Annotated in this window: 17 protein-coding genes; 7 read left to right on the top strand and 10 right to left on the bottom strand. The window is 61.0% G+C overall.

Annotation, left to right across the window (positions count from 1 at the left end; translation table 11 throughout):
• Positions 1-6 precede the first annotated feature (6 nt).
• The 3 genes from fumC to AC1RTB_RS04005 form a co-directional block, all read right to left on the bottom strand.
• Positions 7-1,404 (bottom strand): class II fumarate hydratase, encoded by a 1,398-nt coding sequence (fumC, locus tag AC1RTB_RS04015; protein WP_492880562.1) that lies wholly within the window; start codon positions 1,402-1,404, stop codon positions 7-9.
• A gap of 181 nt (positions 1,405-1,585) precedes the next feature.
• Entirely contained in the window at positions 1,586-1,765 is a 180-nt protein-coding gene (locus tag AC1RTB_RS04010; protein WP_492880561.1) for a CsbD family protein, read from the bottom strand.
• 325 nt (positions 1,766-2,090) lie between these two features.
• Positions 2,091-2,447, bottom strand: a complete 357-nt coding sequence (locus AC1RTB_RS04005; RefSeq protein WP_492880650.1) for a DUF4406 domain-containing protein — start codon at positions 2,445-2,447, stop codon at positions 2,091-2,093.
• Positions 2,448-2,562: 115 nt separating this feature from the next.
• Here AC1RTB_RS04005 and AC1RTB_RS04000 point away from each other — a divergent pair, with 115 nt between their 5' ends.
• The gene (locus AC1RTB_RS04000; RefSeq protein ID WP_492880560.1) at positions 2,563-3,324 is read left to right on the top strand and encodes a DeoR/GlpR family DNA-binding transcription regulator; all 762 of its coding nucleotides are present in this window, start codon (positions 2,563-2,565) and stop codon (positions 3,322-3,324) included.
• Between the two features lie 90 nt (positions 3,325-3,414).
• On the opposite strand, the gene groL is transcribed toward AC1RTB_RS04000, so the two are convergent.
• From groL to AC1RTB_RS03985, 3 genes are all read right to left on the bottom strand, one after another.
• Positions 3,415-5,067, bottom strand: coding sequence for a chaperonin GroEL (groL, locus tag AC1RTB_RS03995; RefSeq protein WP_492880559.1), 1,653 nt, complete (start codon positions 5,065-5,067; stop codon positions 3,415-3,417).
• A gap of 62 nt (positions 5,068-5,129) precedes the next feature.
• A complete protein-coding gene (groES, locus tag AC1RTB_RS03990) occupies positions 5,130-5,426 on the bottom strand; it encodes a co-chaperone GroES (RefSeq protein WP_492880558.1) in 297 nt (98 codons plus the stop codon).
• Positions 5,427-5,585: 159 nt separating this feature from the next.
• Positions 5,586-6,200 (bottom strand): DsbA family protein, encoded by a 615-nt coding sequence (locus tag AC1RTB_RS03985; RefSeq protein ID WP_492880557.1) that lies wholly within the window; start codon positions 6,198-6,200, stop codon positions 5,586-5,588.
• Between the two features lie 152 nt (positions 6,201-6,352).
• Here AC1RTB_RS03985 and AC1RTB_RS03980 point away from each other — a divergent pair, with 152 nt between their 5' ends.
• The 3 genes from AC1RTB_RS03980 to AC1RTB_RS03970 all read left to right on the top strand — a co-directional run bounded on the left by AC1RTB_RS03980 (position 6,353) and on the right by AC1RTB_RS03970 (position 9,627).
• Positions 6,353-6,832 carry a MarR family winged helix-turn-helix transcriptional regulator gene (locus tag AC1RTB_RS03980; RefSeq protein ID WP_492880556.1) on the top strand — a complete coding sequence of 160 codons (480 nt, stop codon included), beginning with the start codon at positions 6,353-6,355 and terminating at the stop codon, positions 6,830-6,832.
• Positions 6,829-7,977: an HlyD family secretion protein gene (locus AC1RTB_RS03975; protein WP_492880555.1), complete on the top strand. Its 1,149-nt coding sequence runs from the start codon at positions 6,829-6,831 to the stop codon at positions 7,975-7,977. Before AC1RTB_RS03980 ends, AC1RTB_RS03975 begins: the two co-directional genes overlap by 4 nt.
• 111 nt (positions 7,978-8,088) lie before the next feature.
• Positions 8,089-9,627, top strand: coding sequence for a DHA2 family efflux MFS transporter permease subunit (locus tag AC1RTB_RS03970; RefSeq protein WP_492880554.1), 1,539 nt, complete (start codon positions 8,089-8,091; stop codon positions 9,625-9,627).
• Positions 9,628-9,691: 64 nt separating this feature from the next.
• On the opposite strand, the gene AC1RTB_RS03965 is transcribed toward AC1RTB_RS03970, so the two are convergent.
• Positions 9,692-11,683, bottom strand: a complete 1,992-nt coding sequence (locus AC1RTB_RS03965; protein ID WP_492880553.1) for a TadE/TadG family type IV pilus assembly protein — start codon at positions 11,681-11,683, stop codon at positions 9,692-9,694.
• Between the two features lie 255 nt (positions 11,684-11,938).
• Between AC1RTB_RS03965 and AC1RTB_RS03960 the strand changes: the two genes are divergently transcribed.
• Complete coding sequence (locus AC1RTB_RS03960) at positions 11,939-12,802, top strand: TIGR01459 family HAD-type hydrolase (RefSeq protein WP_492880552.1); 864 nt, start codon at positions 11,939-11,941, stop codon at positions 12,800-12,802.
• Positions 12,803-12,810: 8 nt separating this feature from the next.
• Positions 12,811-13,794, top strand: a complete 984-nt coding sequence (locus AC1RTB_RS03955; RefSeq protein WP_492880551.1) for a bifunctional riboflavin kinase/FAD synthetase — start codon at positions 12,811-12,813, stop codon at positions 13,792-13,794.
• Here AC1RTB_RS03955 and AC1RTB_RS03950 read toward each other — a convergent pair.
• Positions 13,791-14,336: an HdeD family acid-resistance protein gene (locus AC1RTB_RS03950; RefSeq protein ID WP_492880550.1), complete on the bottom strand. Its 546-nt coding sequence runs from the start codon at positions 14,334-14,336 to the stop codon at positions 13,791-13,793. The genes AC1RTB_RS03955 and AC1RTB_RS03950 overlap by 4 nt on opposite strands.
• A 215-nt stretch (positions 14,337-14,551) precedes the next feature.
• Here AC1RTB_RS03950 and AC1RTB_RS03945 point away from each other — a divergent pair, with 215 nt between their 5' ends.
• Positions 14,552-15,355 (top strand): MipA/OmpV family protein, encoded by an 804-nt coding sequence (locus tag AC1RTB_RS03945; RefSeq protein WP_492880549.1) that lies wholly within the window; start codon positions 14,552-14,554, stop codon positions 15,353-15,355.
• A gap of 6 nt (positions 15,356-15,361) precedes the next feature.
• Here AC1RTB_RS03945 and AC1RTB_RS03940 read toward each other — a convergent pair whose 3' ends face one another.
• Entirely contained in the window at positions 15,362-15,796 is a 435-nt protein-coding gene (locus tag AC1RTB_RS03940; protein ID WP_492880548.1) for an RES family NAD+ phosphorylase, read from the bottom strand.
• Positions 15,797-15,798: 2 nt separating this feature from the next.
• Positions 15,799-16,356, bottom strand: a complete 558-nt coding sequence (locus tag AC1RTB_RS03935) for an Xre family toxin-antitoxin system antitoxin (RefSeq protein ID WP_492880547.1) — start codon at positions 16,354-16,356, stop codon at positions 15,799-15,801.
• Positions 16,357-16,496 lie beyond the last annotated feature (140 nt).

Here is a 16,496-nt window from a genome sequence, read left to right as displayed (position 1 = left end):
CGTAAATCAACCCGGATGGGTCATGTCCTCCGGGCGCACGATCCGGTCGTAGTCTTCCGCCGACACCAGTCCGGTCGCCAATGCCTCCTCGCGCAACGTGGTGCCATTCTTGTGCGCGGTCTTGGCGATCTTGGCGGCGTTGTCATAGCCGATTGTCGGCGCAAGGGCGGTCACCAGCATCAGCGAACGGTCGAGTGCTGCCTTGATGTTGTCTTCGCGCGCCTCGATGCCGACGACGCAATTGTCGGTGAAAGAGACCGCCGCATCGGCCATCAGCTGCACCGACTGCAGGAAGTTGTAGGCCATGACCGGATTGTAGACGTTGAGCTCGAAATGGCCCTGGCTGCCGGCGAAGGTCAGCGCTGCGTTGTTGCCGAACACCTGCACGCAGACCTGGGTCAGCGCTTCGCACTGGGTCGGATTGACCTTGCCCGGCATGATCGACGAGCCCGGCTCGTTTTCGGGCAGCGACAGCTCGCCGAGACCCGAGCGTGGGCCCGAGCCGAGGAAGCGGATATCGTTGGCGATCTTGAACAGCGCCGCCGCCGTCGCATTGATGGCGCCGTGGCTGAACACCATCGAATCATGCGCAGCGAGCGCTTCGAACTTGTTGGGTGCGGTGACGAAGGCGAGACCGGTGATGGCGGCGATCTGCTCGGCAACCTTTTCGGCAAAGCCGATCGGGGCGTTGAGGCCGGTGCCGACGGCGGTGCCGCCCTGGGCCAGTTCCTGCAGGCCCGGCAAGGTTAGTTCGATGCGCTTGATCGACGAGGCGACCTGCGCGGCGTAGCCACCAAACTCCTGGCCCAGCGTCAGCGGCGTCGCATCCTGGGTGTGGGTGCGGCCGATCTTGATGATGTGGTCGAATTCCCTGGCCTTCTTGTCCAGAGCGGCGTGCAGGCGCTTCAAGGCCGGCAGCAAGTCATGGACGATGCGCTCGGCGCAGGCGATGTGCATGGCCGTCGGATAGGTGTCGTTCGACGACTGGCTCATGTTGACGTGGTCGTTGGGGTGGACCGGCTTCTTGGAGCCCATCTCGCCGCCCAGCATCTCGATGGCGCGGTTCGAGATCACCTCATTGGCGTTCATGTTCGACTGCGTGCCCGAGCCGGTCTGCCACACCACCAGCGGGAAGTGGTCGTTGAGCTTGCCGTCGATGACTTCCTGCGCGGCAGCCACAACCGTGCTGCCGATCTTGGGATCGAGGCGGCCAAGCGCCATGTTGGCTTCGGCGCAGGCGCGCTTGACGATGCCGAGCGCACGCACAACCGAAAGCGGCTGCTTTTCCCAGCCGATCTTGAAATTGCCCAGCGAACGTTGCGCCTGCGCGCCCCAATAGCGGTCGGCGGCGACCTCGATCGGTCCGAAGGTGTCGGTCTCGGTTCTGGTCTTCTGGGCTGTCACGATCTGTCTCCGCAAAATGTCGTTGCGGGCATCGGCCTATCGCGTTGCACACAAGGCATCAAGCGGAGATTGGCGGTGGGGAAGAACCTAATCGGTTCAGCTTGGAGGTCGTGTGAAGATCGACGCTCCTGGCATGAGAAAAGGCGGCCGAAGCCGCCTCGTTCTGCGCGTGCACTCGTGGTCAAAGCGCCTTCTTGATCTTTTCTTTGGTGTCGCCATAGGCCTTTTGAACCTTGCCGGCGATCTTCTCGGCGGTGCCTTTGGCCTGGGTCTGTTTGTCGCCGGTGGCCTTGCCAGCCGCTTCCTTGACGGAGCCGGCGACCTGCTTGGCAACGCCCTTGACCTGATCCTTGTTCACCATTTCGCATCTCCTGTGGCTTGTGCGCAGGTCAACGCCCCGAGAGCCCAAGGGTTCCGCTGGCCGACGTCCGGTCCGGTGAAGCGGCAGGTTTACGAGTCTTCCAGGTGAGTGGACGGCGCGGAAATTGATGGCGAAGGCGCACAAAAAAGAACGCCTCCCGCACCTTTGATAGTGCTGGAGGCGTCCTGTTTGCCCTTTGGTGTTCCTTCAGGATTGCTCCATCCGGACGTACCTCGGACAAGGTAGCAACGTCGATGAGCGGAAAAGGTTCCGCCTCGTTGCAAATTTTTTCGAAAAAATTTGGCAACAAGAAAGATGCCTGCCTTCACGCCACTCCCGGCACTTCGGAGAGGTCGTAATAGACCTTGAGACCACGCTCCAAGGCCAGCCGCACGTCCTCATCCGCGCCCTTGGAGGCGCCGGGCAAGCGCAGGACGGCATCGCAATGGCGCAACAGCCGGTCGGCCACCGGGTAGGCGAATTCGTCATAGAGCGGATCGCCAGCACCCTTCGAGCCGACCTGCCGCCCGAGCGGAAGTGCCACCCATTCGCCGATCATCGGGATGTGGCCGGCGCGAAACAGCGGAACGGCGACGCTTTCGAGACGGTTCAGATTTTCCTCCATCTTGATGGGGTCGTCGCCTGTGCCGGAGCGGTAGGGACCGGCGATCAAGATGAGCATTGGTTTCGTATTCATGATATCTCCTGAAATTGCACGAATCTGCATGAAATTGATATAGCTTCATGCGGTATCATGCAATATCGTGTGACATCGCTGAACTGACGGAATTGCAAAAGTGCTCACAAGCCAACGAAAACGCCTGATCCTCGACCTTCTTGCCAAGGACGGGCAGGTGGTCGCCAAGCATCTCAGCCACCAACTGGAGTTGTCGGAAGACACGATCAGGCGCGATCTCAGGGAGCTTGCGGCGGAAGGATTGCTGCTGCGCGTGCATGGCGGCGCGATGCCGGTGTCGCCAACGGTGATTCCCATCGGCGAACGCCGGGCCATCGCGATGGATGCCAAGTCGGCCCTCGGCAAGGCCGGCGCGGCGATGGTCAGGGATGGCATGACGGTGGTGTTCGACGGCGGCACGTCGAACCTGGAGATCATCCGGCACCTGCCGGCCCAGGCCCGCTTCACGGCAATCACCCACAGCCCGACAATTGCGGTAGCACTTGAGGACAAGCCGCAGGTGGACGCGGTGATCATCGGCGGAAAACTGTACCGTCATTCGATGGTGGCGGTCGGCGCGTTGGCGGCCGAGGCGATATCGCGCATCCGCGCCGATCTGTTTTTCCTCGGCGTAACAGGCGTGCATGTGACCGAGGGGCTGACCACGGGCGACATGGAGGAGGCGGCGATCAAGCGGCAGCTGATGTCGTGCTCCGCCGAAACTGTCGTGCTTGCGACAAGCGACAAGCTCGGTGCCGTTTCGCCATTCCAGGTTGGCGGTCTCAGTGACATCGCCACATTGATCGTAGACGGCAAGGCAGTGGAAGACCGCATCGAGGCGTTCTCACGCGCTGGCGTTTCGGTCACGCGCGCCGAGCATTGATCCGTCGCGCAGGTCTTGGAAAAGCGCGCTGCACAACGAAAAAGGGCGCCCGAGGGCGCCCTTTCCGTAAGCTTGAGCCAGGTGGCTGGATTAGAAATCCATGCCGCCCATGCCGCCCATGCCGCCGCCCATGCCGCCTGGCATGCCGCCGCCAGCCGAGTCCTTCTTCGGAGCTTCGGCGATCATGGCTTCGGTGGTGACGAGCAGGCCGGCAACCGAGGCTGCGTCCTGAAGTGCGGTGCGGACAACCTTGACCGGGTCAACGATGCCCATGACGATCATGTCGCCATATTCGTCGGTCGCGGCGTTGTAGCCGAAGGTAGCGCCCTTGTTTTCAAGGATCTTGCCGGCAACGATCGAGGCTTCGGCACCTGCGTTCGAAGCGATCTGGCGGGCCGGAGCCTGCAGAGCGCGACGCACGATGTTGATGCCGGCGACCTGATCGGCGTTGATGCCGGTTGCCGTGATTGCCTGGGTGGCGCGCAGGAGAGCGACGCCGCCGCCAGCCACGATGCCTTCTTCGACGGCAGCGCGGGTTGCGTTCAGCGCGTCATCGACGCGGTCCTTCTTTTCCTTGACTTCCACTTCGGTCGCACCGCCGACGCGGATCACGGCAACACCGCCGGCGAGCTTCGCCAGACGTTCCTGCAGCTTCTCCTTGTCGTAGTCCGACGTGGTCTCTTCGATCTGCTGCTTGATCTGGGCGACGCGGCCCTCGATCTCAGGCTTCTTGCCGGCGCCGTCGATGATGGTGGTGTTCTCCTTGGAGATCGACACCTTCTTGGCGCGGCCGAGCATGTCCAGCGTGACGTTCTCGAGCTTGATGCCGAGGTCTTCGGAGATGACCTGGCCACCGGTGAGGATGGCGATGTCTTCCAGCATGGCCTTGCGGCGATCGCCGAAGCCCGGTGCCTTGACGGCAGCAATCTTCAGGCCGCCACGCAGCTTGTTGACGACCAGCGTTGCAAGAGCTTCGCCTTCGACGTCCTCGGAGATGATGACGAGCGGCTTCGAGGTCTGAACGACAGCCTCGAGGATCGGCAGCATGGCCTGCAGGTTGCCGAGCTTCTTCTCGTGGAGAAGAATGTAGGCGTCTTCCAGCTCGGCAATCATCTTGTCGGGGTTGGTGACGAAGTAGGGCGAGAGGTAGCCACGGTCGAACTGCATGCCTTCGACGACTTCGAGTTCGGTCTCGGCGGTCTTGGCTTCCTCGACGGTGATGACGCCCTCGTTGCCGACCTTCTGCATCGCTTCCGCGATCATCTGGCCGATCGAGGCTTCGCCGTTGGCCGAAATCGTGCCGACCTGGGCGACTTCCTCGGAGGTCTTGATCTTCTTTGCGCTCTTGACGAGGTGTGCGACGACTTCGCTGACAGCCAGGTCGATGCCGCGCTTCAGGTCCATCGGGTTCATGCCGGCGGCAACGGCCTTGTGGCCTTCCTGAACGATCGCCTGAGCCAGAACGGTAGCGGTCGTGGTGCCGTCGCCGGCCTTGTCGTTGGTCTTCGAAGCAACTTCGCGGACCATCTGCGCGCCCATGTTCTCGAACTTGTCTTCAAGTTCGATTTCCTTGGCGACGGAAACGCCGTCCTTGGTGATGCGCGGGGCGCCGAACGACTTGTCGATGACGACGTTGCGACCCTTGGGGCCGAGCGTGACCTTCACGGCGTCGGCGAGGATGTTGACACCGCGCAGCATGCGCTCGCGGGCGTCGCGGGAAAATACTACTTGTTTAGCAGCCATGTTTTAGCTCCTGGGCTGAATGCCCGTTACTTCTGGTGTGGAGGCGAACTAATTGCGACGGTTCAGCCGATGATGCCCATGATGTCGGATTCCTTCATGATCAGAAGGTCTTCGCCATTGAGCTTCACTTCGGTGCCGGACCACTTGCCGAACAGAACGCGGTCGCCCGCCTTGACGTCCAGAGCAATGATCTTGCCGGCTTCGTCGCGGGCACCGGTGCCGACGGCGACGATTTCGCCTTCCTGCGGCTTTTCCTTGGCCGTGTCGGGGATGATGATTCCGCCGGCGGTCTTGGATTCGGATTCGACGCGGCGAACAACCACGCGGTCATGCAGCGGGCGGAACTTCGACTTTGTCATTTGAATTTCCTCGGTGAACTGTTGAGAACGTTCCTCGGTCCGGGCTGGCCGGACTTGGTTAGCACTCACTTCAGGCGAGTGCTAACGTGCCGGTGAGATAGGCCGTCACCCTTTTACTGTCAAGGGAACGACATCCACATGACAGCGAGATTCCAGGGTTTATGCCCGTGCCTGGGCGATGGCTTTGCGGAAGTCGTCAGCCGTCATGCCGCGCTTGTACAGCGACTTGCCGATCAGGAAGCCGGGCGTACCCCTGAGCTGGAAGGCTGTGGCCTGGGCATGGCTTCGTGCAAGCAGGCTAACGAAGGTGTCGCGGCGTGTGTCGAGTTCACTGCGGGCTTGGGCTACATCGACGCCGATATCACCCAGAAGATCGGCGGTGCTGCGAAACGTCAGCCGTTCGCGCGTGGTCATGAGGGTGCGGACGGCGTCGGCGTAGCGGCTCTGGCTGTGCGAAGCCAGGGTCAGCAGAGCGGCGTTGCGCGATACCTCGCCGAAGATCGGCCAGTCGCGCAGGAGCACGCGAATGTTGCCGTCTTCCGCCATGACCTTTTCGAGTTCGATGAAACTCAGCTTGCAGTAGGGGCACTGATAATCGGTGAATTCGACCACCGTCACGTTGCCGTCCGGATTGCCGAGCACCGGTATGTCCGGATCGAAGGCGACCTCGTCCACGGTTGGCATTGGATTGGCCCAAAGCGGCATGGGCGCCATGACGCTCAGGCCAGCAATGCCCTTGAGAATATGACGCCGGTTTGGCGACCGGTCCTGCATGCAATCGATCCTGTTGTGTCAGGGTCTTTCCTAAACGATGAGCGGCCACGATTAACAGCCGCCTAATCGTCGCGTGAGCGCACAACAGTGTGAACGTAAAACCGTTATGCGGTGCAAAATCCCCGCTTGAATGGTGAGCATGCTTATAATATATGCCGCTCATGAAAAATGAAGGTATCGAAAGGCTGGGGTTCCTCATCCACGACGCGGCGCGGCTGATGCGTCGCAACTTTGAGCAGCGCGGCAGTGAATTTGGGCTGTCGGCGGCGCAATGGCGACTGCTTGTCAGGCTGGTCAAGGAAGAGGGCGTGGCGCAGGCGCGCCTTGCCGAGCTTCTCGAAATCGAGCCGATCAGCGTGTCGCGACTGCTGGACCGGATGGAGGAGGGCGGCTGGATCGAGCGCCGTCAAGGCAATGCCGATAGGCGTGTGCGCATGATCTTTCCGACCGACAAGGCGCTTGAGGCTTTTTCCAAGGTCAAGGCTGTAGCCGGCGAGGTCTACGAGCGGGCGCTGAACGGACTTTCTCCCGAAGAGCGGCTCGCCACGGTCCATGGCCTGCGCACCATAGTCGACAACCTTTCCGCGGGCGAACCCGCCAATGTGAATTGTTTGAGAGAGACGAAAAAATGAACGCGGTGGCGAAAGTGAACGAAAACAGCGCAAAGCTCGAACTCGAGAGCCCGGTGGCAGCCCAGCTTCAGCCGCCGGTGGCTGCACCTGCACCGGCGCCCAGGAAGCGTGGCCGCTTTGTGCTGATGGCGGCGTTGCCGCTGGCCCTGGTTGCCGGCGGTGGTTATTTCTGGGTGACGGGTGGCCGCTACCAGGAAACCGAGAACGCCAATCTGCGCCAGGCCAGGATGATCATCGCCTCGGAGGCCGCCGGCCGTATCATCAAGGTCGATGTCGCCGACAACACCATGGTCAAGGCCGGCGACCTGCTGTTCGAGGTCGATCCCGAGCCCTACAGGATCGCTTTGGCGCAGGCCGACGCAGCGCTCGCTGGCGCACGTCTCAATGTCGAGCAGCTTCGTGCTGCCTACAGCCAGGCCGTCGCACAGGAGCGAGTCGCGACCAGCGGGCTCGATTATGCCCAGGCGCAGTTCGACCGCAGCAACGATCTGGTGACCAAGGGTGTGAATACCAAGTCTTCGTTGGACGAGGCCCGCATGGAACTCGACAAGGCCCAGCAGCAGCACAGCGCCGCCGTGCAGGGCATTGTCAGCGCCAAGGCAGCACTCGGTGGCAATCCCGATATCGAGACTGACAAGCACCCCACAGTGCTTGCGGCACTCGCCGCGCGTGACAATGCAGCCTTCAACCTGGCGCAAACAACGGTTCGCGCCCCTGCCGACGGCGTGGTCTCGCAGGCTGCCTCCTTCAAGGTTGGCCAGTTCGTTGGCACTGGCACCGCGCTGTTTAGCCTTGTCGAAACCGGCGACACCTGGGTCGAGGCGAATTTCAAGGAAACGCAGCTCACCCACATGAAGCCCGGCCAGGAGGCCGATATCGTGCTCGACACCTATCCCGGCCGCACCTTCCGCGGCACGGTGGAGGCGATCGGCGCTGGCACTGGCGCGGAGTTCTCGTTGCTGCCGGCACAAAACGCCACCGGCAACTGGGTCAAGGTCACGCAGCGCATCCCGGTGCGGGTCAAGGTCGACACCGCTGACGGCGGGCTTGCCATGCGCACCGGCATGAGCGCCTCGGTGTCGATCGACACGGGCGTATCGCGCGGCTTCGGCAGCATCTTCGGCCACGCGGTGGCCGCGGAGTAATCAGCGCCACTGCGGCGCAACGCTTCGGATTGATCCGGCCGTCGACGGCGGCCGGCATTCCGTTTTTTCCGGTCGCCGCTTGACGACCACAAGGTCCCAAGGGTTGCTCGAATGAGCCAGTCAGCCACAAAGTCCCTCACCGAGGTGCCGCATCGCGGCCTGATCACCATCGCCATCATGCTGGCGACGGTGATGCAGGTGCTCGACACCACCATCGCCAATGTTGCGTTGCCCTCGATGGTCGGCGACCTCGGCGCTTCTCAGGACACCATCAACTGGGTGCTGACGTCCTACATCGTCGCCGCCGCCATCATGACGCCGCTGACCGGCTGGATGTCGGATCGCTTCGGCCGCAAGGAGCTGTTTCTCGTTTCCGTTGTCGGTTTCACCGTCATGTCGATGCTCTGCGGCGTTGCCTGGAGCCTGGAGTCGATGGTGCTGTTCCGCCTCTTGCAAGGCGTGTTCGGCGCGGCGATCGTGCCCTTGAGCCAGACCTTCCTGCTCGACATCAACCCCAAGGAGCGCCACGGCCAGGCTATGGCCATGTGGGGCGCCGGCATCATGGTCGGCCCGATCATCGGCCCGACGCTCGGCGGCTGGCTGACCGAAAGCTTCAACTGGCGCTGGGTGTTTTTCATCAACCTGCCGGTGGGCATCGTCGCTTTCCTGGGTTCGGCCGCCTATCTGCCGTCCATCGTCAAGCGCCTGCGCGGCTTCGACTTTTTCGGTTTTGCCATGCTGTCGCTCGGCGTCGGCGCGCTCCAGCTGATGCTCGACCGCGGCGGCGAGGTCGACTGGTTCTCGGCGGCTGAGATATGGATCGAGCTCGGTCTCGCCGTCACCGGCTTCTGGGTCTTCGCCGTCCACATGGCGACGTCCGAACACACCTTTTTGGACCCCAAGATATTCACCGACCGCAATTTCGTGACCGGGCTGGTGTTCATCTTCGTCATTGGCGTGATCCTGCTGGCAAGCCTTGCGCTTTTGCCGCCGATGCTGACGCGCATCTACGGCTATCCCACCATCACCACCGGCCTGGTGATGGCGCCGCGTGGTGTCGGCACCATGATCTCCATGTTGCTCGTCGGCCGCCTGGTACGCATGGTCGACAATCGCTACCTGGTCGTTGCCGGGCTGCTGCTGACGGCGATCTCGCTTTACTACATGACTGGCTTCACGCCGCAGATGGATGCGTTCCTGATCATCTCGACCGGCGTGATCCAGGGACTGGGGCTTGGCCTGGTGTTCGTGCCGCTGTCGACTGTGGCGTTCGCCACGCTGGCGCCACGCCACCGCACCGATGCGGCGAGCCTGTTCAGCCTCGTCCGCAATATTGGTTCGTCGATCGGCATTTCCATCGTTTCGGTGCTGTTGACCCGCAACATCCAGATCAACCATGCGGAGCTGTCGACGAATGTAACGCCGTTCAACCCCAACCTGGTGGCCATATCGCCCGGTGCGGCGGCTGGCGATCCGTTGGCGCTGACGCAGATCGACGGGCTGGTCAATATCCAGTCGTTGATGATCTCTTACATCGACGACTTCAAGCTGATGATGATCGTCTCGCTCTGCGCCATCCCCCTGGCACTGCTGTTGCGCAAGCCGACAGCCCAGCCGGTCGGCGGCGCACCGGCGGCACATATGGACTGACAACGTAAAGGCGCCCGTCCGCGCGAGGAGGGCGCCTTTTTTACTGTTCCTGCCGGGGCCCAATTCAGGTGACGATGCGCAGGTTGGAAAGCTCGTCGGCGATTTCCTTGAATACTTCCATCAAATTGGCGCCAGTAGCGTTCCAATACAGCTTCTTGCCCACCTTTGTGCGCGAAAAAGACGCGCAGGTAGTCAAGGTGTCGATGGCCTTTTTCTCGCTTGATTTGGACGTGCTGAGATCCAGCGAAACGGTCATGACAATGACGTTGTCGGAGCCTTTTCCTTCACCATTGCGCGCTTTTGGCCCTTTGGCGTTCGCGCAGACCTTCTGCAACTTTTCATCCATCGCCGCCTGGTAATTGTTCGTCGACGAGTTCAGATACATGCGCGTTTCGCCTGATGTATCGTATTTCTGGCCGACATAGCCATAGGCTGCGTAGGTGGATTTGTTACCGACGGGGTCACTGTTCGGTGCATTGCTGTACGTATTCGCGCCGTCTGTCAGCACGATAACGACCTTGTCGTTGCCTGCCTCATTTTCCGGGCGTCCTTTCGTGAAGGGAGCGCCGCTGGAGAGCACCCTCCAGCCCCACGCAGTGCCCTCTGGAACATTGGTATTTCCTGTCGGCGTCATCGCGTCGATGGCGTCGTCGATGGCCTTCTTGCCAGCGGGCTTGCTGACGTCATGCAGAGGCGTGATGGGGGTGGTGGTACATGTCGAGTTCGGACCCTTGTCCGGGCCCGGCGTTTGCGACCCCTTCGGCTTGGCACGGAAGTATTTCCGCATATCACGTTGGCGGGACTTGGAAGTACCATTCCCTTTCCAGTCCCAGTCCGTCCACCAGTTGTTCGAATAGCTAGAACTGGTGGCAGTCCAGTCGGCCCTGCCGTCGCCGTTGAAGTCGAGCCATAGGTCCCCGGGTTCATCTGGCGCGAAGGCGGGCACGAAGAGGGTGGCAGGTTTTGCGGTGCTGGCAGGCTCGTCGTTGGTGTCATAGGGATCTGGTCGGGCCTCGACACAGCCTTGCCAACTGCCGAAGCGGGTATAGGTGCCGTTATAGTTGCTTTCGTAACCGCCCAAAAAGCAGGCGTCGCTGTTCGCCTTCTTTTGGTAGCACACATAGTGGAGGTTACCGATGAGCCGCTCGCGTCCCGATACGGCGGAAATGTCTTGATATAGGCTGAACCGGGTCAAGGGCTTGTCCTGCGTGTCGCCCCATCCGGTCCCGCGCTTGCGCCAGAGCCCTCCGGTGAATTCGACGTAACGATTGCCTATGATTGGGGTGTTCGCCGACAGATTTGCCGCTGTCATGTTGGACCAGTCGAAATTTTCGTGGTGCACGGGCGAGAGGCCCATTGTGTCCATCCAAGGCTGGTCGTCGTTCGTTGGTCCGATATTGACCGACGCGGAAAACGGCACCACCGCGAACTGAACTGGCTCCTCGATTTGTTTCATCTGTGCGGCTTGTGCTGCTAGAGTCTCGACAAGCTGCTTGGACGCGGTCTTGAGCAGGTCCATGCGCTTTTGACCGGTGCCGGAGCCCTTGTTGTCCATCGAGCCCGAGTTGTCGAGCACCAGTGCCACTTCGAGCGTGTTCTTGAGACGTATTGCGGATTTGACCTCAAAGCTCAGGTCGAAGGTCTTATTCGACTTGCCGAGTAGCGCTGCGGCCGCTGGCAGGAAATATGGCGCATATGTGAGCGTCGCCTCCATTTCCAATGTGCCGCCTCCGAAACTATTGTTTGGCAGCGTGACCGTCAAAGGCGCATTGGCAGGCTTTATCGAGCCGAGATTGGCATTGAAGAATTGAACAGCGTACTCTTTGAGCCGTATTTCCTTGTCGGCGTCGCTCTCTGAAGGGTCGACTGAGCCGCCGAGAATTTGCCGCGCGACAGCAAAGTTCGCCGCATCGAGTGCATTGCGTACCACTTCGCGTTCTCGCGAGATTTCGGCGTAATCAATGGCGAGCGCCAGCGCGCCCATGATTGGCACCATCGCGACCACTGTCATGATGGCATAGTTGCCGCGCTTGTCTTGCAAGAATTTGCGGATCATGGAATGCGCCCCCAAGCTCAAGCTGAGGAACATTCCACAAAATCCTTAAATTAGCGGTTCTCGACCCATCGAGAAAATGCGGTGTCGGATTTGCCCGTCGTTTACCATGTCGATGCCGTCTGCGGCGGTTGTTTGCACTGTCGCCTGCAACTGCATCAGGCGAAAGCTGATGACAGGACGGGCCGGTTCGGATAATTCCGGGCTGCTTGGCCGGCCGGCCAATCTCTCCCGTTGGGATCGATCGAAGGACAGACAATGGCGGGCTTGCCTCAATCAATCGCGTCGCTCGAAGCGCTGACTGGCCGTTACTCGGCTCTGCTGTGCGATGTCTGGGGTGTCATCCATAACGGCGTTGAAGCTTTTGCGGAAGCATCCGCGGCCCTTCAGGCAGCACGCGAGAAGGGGGTGGCGGTGGTGCTAATCACCAACGCGCCGCGTCCGCGCGACGGTGTCATCACCCAGCTTGCCAATCTGGGGGTGCCCACATCCGCCTGGGACCGGGTTGTCACATCGGGCGACGTCACCCGCGACCTGATCCGCTCAGGTCCGCGCCGCGTCTTCCACATCGGCCCCGACCGCGATTACCCGCTCTATGATGGCCTCGACGTCGATCTGGTCGAGGAGTTCGAGGCCGCGACCGTAGTCTGCACCGGGCTTTATGACGACGAGACTGAAACGCCTGACGATTATGCCGAGATGCTGCGCCGGCTGCGCGCGCGCAACCTGCCATTCATCTGCGCCAACCCCGATATCGTGGTCGAGCGCGGCCACGAATTGATCTGGTGCGCCGGCGCGCTGGCGCGTGACTACGGGCTGCTCGGCGGACGCACGCTGGTTTCAGGCAAGCCGCACCGCCCGATCTACGAGGCGGCACTCGCCGCCGCCGGCGAAGTGCTCGGCCGCGAGGTGGATAGATCGCAGGCGCTCGCCATCGGCGACGGCATGTTCACCGACGTCAAGGGTGCAGCCGACAACGGCATCGATGTGCTTTATGTCTCAGGCGGCATCCACGCCCGCGACTATGGGGAACATGCGCACATGCCAGATCCGGCCAGGCTTGCCGCCTTCCTCGACAAGCACGGCTATGCGCCGGTGGCGACCATTCCGAGACTCCGGTAGGCAGCGCGATGGAAAAAGCCTTTATCCGCGTTTCAGGTGAGGAAGCCGTGCCGGCGCGGCTGCGCGGCGGTGTCGTTGCCATCGGCAATTTCGATGGCATCCATCGTGGCCACCTGGCGGTATTGGAACGCGCGCTGGAAGAGGCGCGACGGCACAATGTGCCGGCACTTGTACTGACCTTCGAGCCGCATCCGCGCAAAGTGTTCCGTCCCGACATTCCGCTGTTTGTGCTGACGCCGCCCCATGTCAAGGCGCGGCTGCTTGAGGCGCTTGGCTTTGCGGCTGTGATAGAGCGGCCGTTCACGCGCGAGTTCTCAAGCCTCTCGGCCGAGGATTTTGTGACCGGTATTCTGGAGCAACAGCTCGGCATCAGCCATGTGGTGACTGGCTTCGACTTCCATTTCGGCAAGAACCGGCAAGGCGGTCCAGCCTTCCTGATGGCTGCGGGCGAACGTCACGGATTTGGCGTGACCCTGGTCGATGCGTTTCGCGACGAGGGTGCTGAGATTATCTCGTCGAGTCGTATCCGTGAGCTTTTGGCTGCGGGAGAAGCGGCCGAAGCGGCGGGCTTGCTGGGTTATCGCTATACGGTCGAGGCTGAAGTGGTGGGCGGCGCGAAGCTCGGACGCACGCTCGGATTTCCAACGGCCAACATGCGGCTATCACCCGAAACAGGGCTGAAGGAGGGCATCTATGCCGTCCGCTTCCGCCGTGCCGACGGCACATTGTATGAAGGCGTGGCAAGCTTCGGCAGGCGTCCGACCGTAAACGACAATGGGGCGCCGCTGCTCGAAACCTTCGTTTTCGACTTCTCAGGCGATCTCTATGGCGAGGTCGCATCGGTCTCGTTGTTCGGCTATCTCAGGGGCGAAGTGAAATTCGACGGCCTCGACCCGCTGGTTGTCCAGATGAAGCAGGACGAAGCCGAGGCGAGGGCGCTGCTCTCCGGCGTGCGCCCTCTTTCCGAACTTGACCAGGCTATCGCCTTTTAGGCAAGTTTCCTCAGGCCAAAGCCAAAGGCGATGTAGGTGATGCCCTGGACGATAAGGTCCGCGGCGAGGAATATGCCGAGGATAAACAGGCTGTTGACCGGCCAGCCGGCTGCGATGACCAGGCCCGCAAGCACGGTGATGACGCCGCCGAACACCACCCAACCCCAGCCTTCCAGTCCTTTGCTGGTGAAGCCGATCCAGATGCGCAGCACGCCCGACGCAATCAGGCTGATTGCCAGAAACAGTGTCAGGATGGCCGTTGTCAGCAGCGGATTGCTGAAAGCCAGGTAGCCGGCGACGACATAGAGGATGCCGCTGAGCAGCCACCAGAAGAACGTGCCCCAGCTCTTCACGCCGAACGCATGTACGATCTCGATCACACCAGCCACGATCATCAGCGTTCCGACGAACAGCACCGATGCGGCTGTCGCGACCATAAGATTGCCGGCGGCGATGATGCCCAAGGCAAGTACAAGTACGCCAAGCGCTACGAACCAGCCCCACTTCGAACGCACTTGCGGCAATTGTTCTGAAATAGCCATCGAACCCGTCTCCTTGAAATGATCAGTCCTCAATTAAGAGTGGCACTGTGCCCACCTTGGAGGCTAGCCCCGGCAACCGAGTCGGTCCAGTAGCGGCCGGACCGAGCGGAGAAATAAACCTTTGTGACGGCAGAAAAATTTAATTCAAATTTTACGCTGTTGGCACCACACCGAGACTCTCCTAGCGATGGGTTTACGGTGTACGCGGGGTTGTGATGGTGTCTATCGGTCGTATTTCGGCAGCAGTTTCGGTGCTTGCATTGGCAAGCGGCCCGGCAATGGCGGGCGAGGGCGCTTTCGGCTGGCTCTCGGGCGACTGGTATCTGACGCTCGGCGCCACCGGCATGGTCGGTCCAAGCTTCGAAGGTTCGAAGAAATTCATGTTCAGCGCCTTGCCGATCGTGTCACTCGGCAAGGCTGGTCCCGAACTGCGCTATTCCTCGCGAAACGACAACATATCGCTTGCGATGATCGATGATGGCGTCGTTCGCGCCGGCCTCGCCGGAAAGATCAATCTTGGCCGCGATGCCAAAGATGAATTGCAGGGGCTGGCCGACGTGCGCTGGGGAGGTGAGCTCGGCGGCTTCTTCGAATTCTATCCGACGGACTGGTTGCGCGCGCGCGCCGAGTTGCGCCATGGCATCAGGTCGCACAACGGCTTTGTCGCCGATGTCGCCCTCGATGCGTACCATGATGTCACGCCGACCATTCGTCTTTCGGGTGGTCCGCGCGTTTCGTTCGCGTCGGCCGACTATTTCGAAACCTACTATGGCGTGAACGCACAGCAATCGGCTGCATCCGGTATTGGCCAGTACGACCCCGGCGGTGGCATCAACTCGGCTGGCGTCGGCGGCGCGATCACCTGGAAGGCCACCGACAAGGTCACCGCGAGCCTGTTCACCGAGTATTCCAGGCTGATGGGGCCGGCAGCGGATTCCACCATCGTCAAGGAACGTGGTTCACGCGACCAGGTGACCGTTGGCGTCTCGACCAGCTACCGGTTCGATTGGTCAATGTAGCGCTGTTCAGCGCAGGAGACGCGTATCGAACGGGTGAGTGGTTGTGCCGACAATTCTGACGCCTTCTTGTTCCAGAAGTGCCGGATTGAGCAGGTAGTTCTTCGCGAAAGGCACGACCACGCACGGCACTTGCAAAACAGCACTGGTTCGGGAGGCGATAAATCGCGCACCGACCTGGCGTGTTTCGTCCAGGTCGCTTGGCCAGTTCGGCGATAGATCCGCAGTGGCGATTTCCGAACTGTAGGGGATTTGTATTTCGAGGAGCTGGTAGGTCGGAGGCAAATCTTCGGCGTCGACATGAACCAGTATCTCCACGAGAGCCGTGGCTGGATGGTCGGCGCAGTAGACAATTGGAATACCCAAGTTGTTCCAGCGCCCCGAGCTGAGCATGCCGCCCTGGCCTGACAAATCGGCATAATTCGAGATGCGCCATAGCTGCATGGTTAGGCGAAAACGCCGTAGTCGATGCGATGGAGTTCCTGCTCTACGAGGAAGGCCCCGGTTTCGGATTGCAGAAGATTGATGGGGGCGTCGTTGAGTACCCTGCTATGCTTCCGCAGCCAGCGTTGCGCCTTGTCGTGATCGGCAAAGACACGGTCGGCCATTTGCGCGATACGCTCAAGCCGCAGCGCCCGATCAGACTCTGCCCCGCTCAGCTTTTCCTTCTGCTCTTTCCTACGAGCCAAGGTTCGCCGAGGGCTCACGATCTTGTAAATTTCCTCCAGGCTGAAGCCGCTCTGGCGCAGCTCTTCAACCTTCGCAAAACCAACCAGAAACTGTCCGGTTTGGCTGTCGCGCACCAAAGCGTTCTGCTGAGCACGCGCAGTCTTGTCGGTCGACGCTGATTCCGCTGGTTGGGTTTTGAAGTGGAGGGTGGCCATGGTCGGTACCTGAATTGCGCCAGATGCTCTCGAATATATGCGCATGTGGCACTTCAGGCAAGAAATGGCCGTGGTCTCGCCCTTTTCAAGTGGCCGCACCTCCGCTAAAAGCGCGGCCATGAGATTTTTCGCGCCCGTCTTCGCGACTGCGATACGAATTACGGGCCCGGCCTTCCGGGTGGCCTAAGGCTGTCCGCAAGTCCGGGACTTTTTGCTTGCGCCCGCTTGGCGCCTTTTTCACATCATGACAGTTGAACGCC

The sequence above is a fragment of the Aminobacter sp. GW821-FHT11F06 genome, assembly GCF_058808215.1.
The sequence above is the reverse complement of the archived record's forward strand: the minus strand, read 5'-3'. Positions and strand labels throughout refer to the sequence as shown.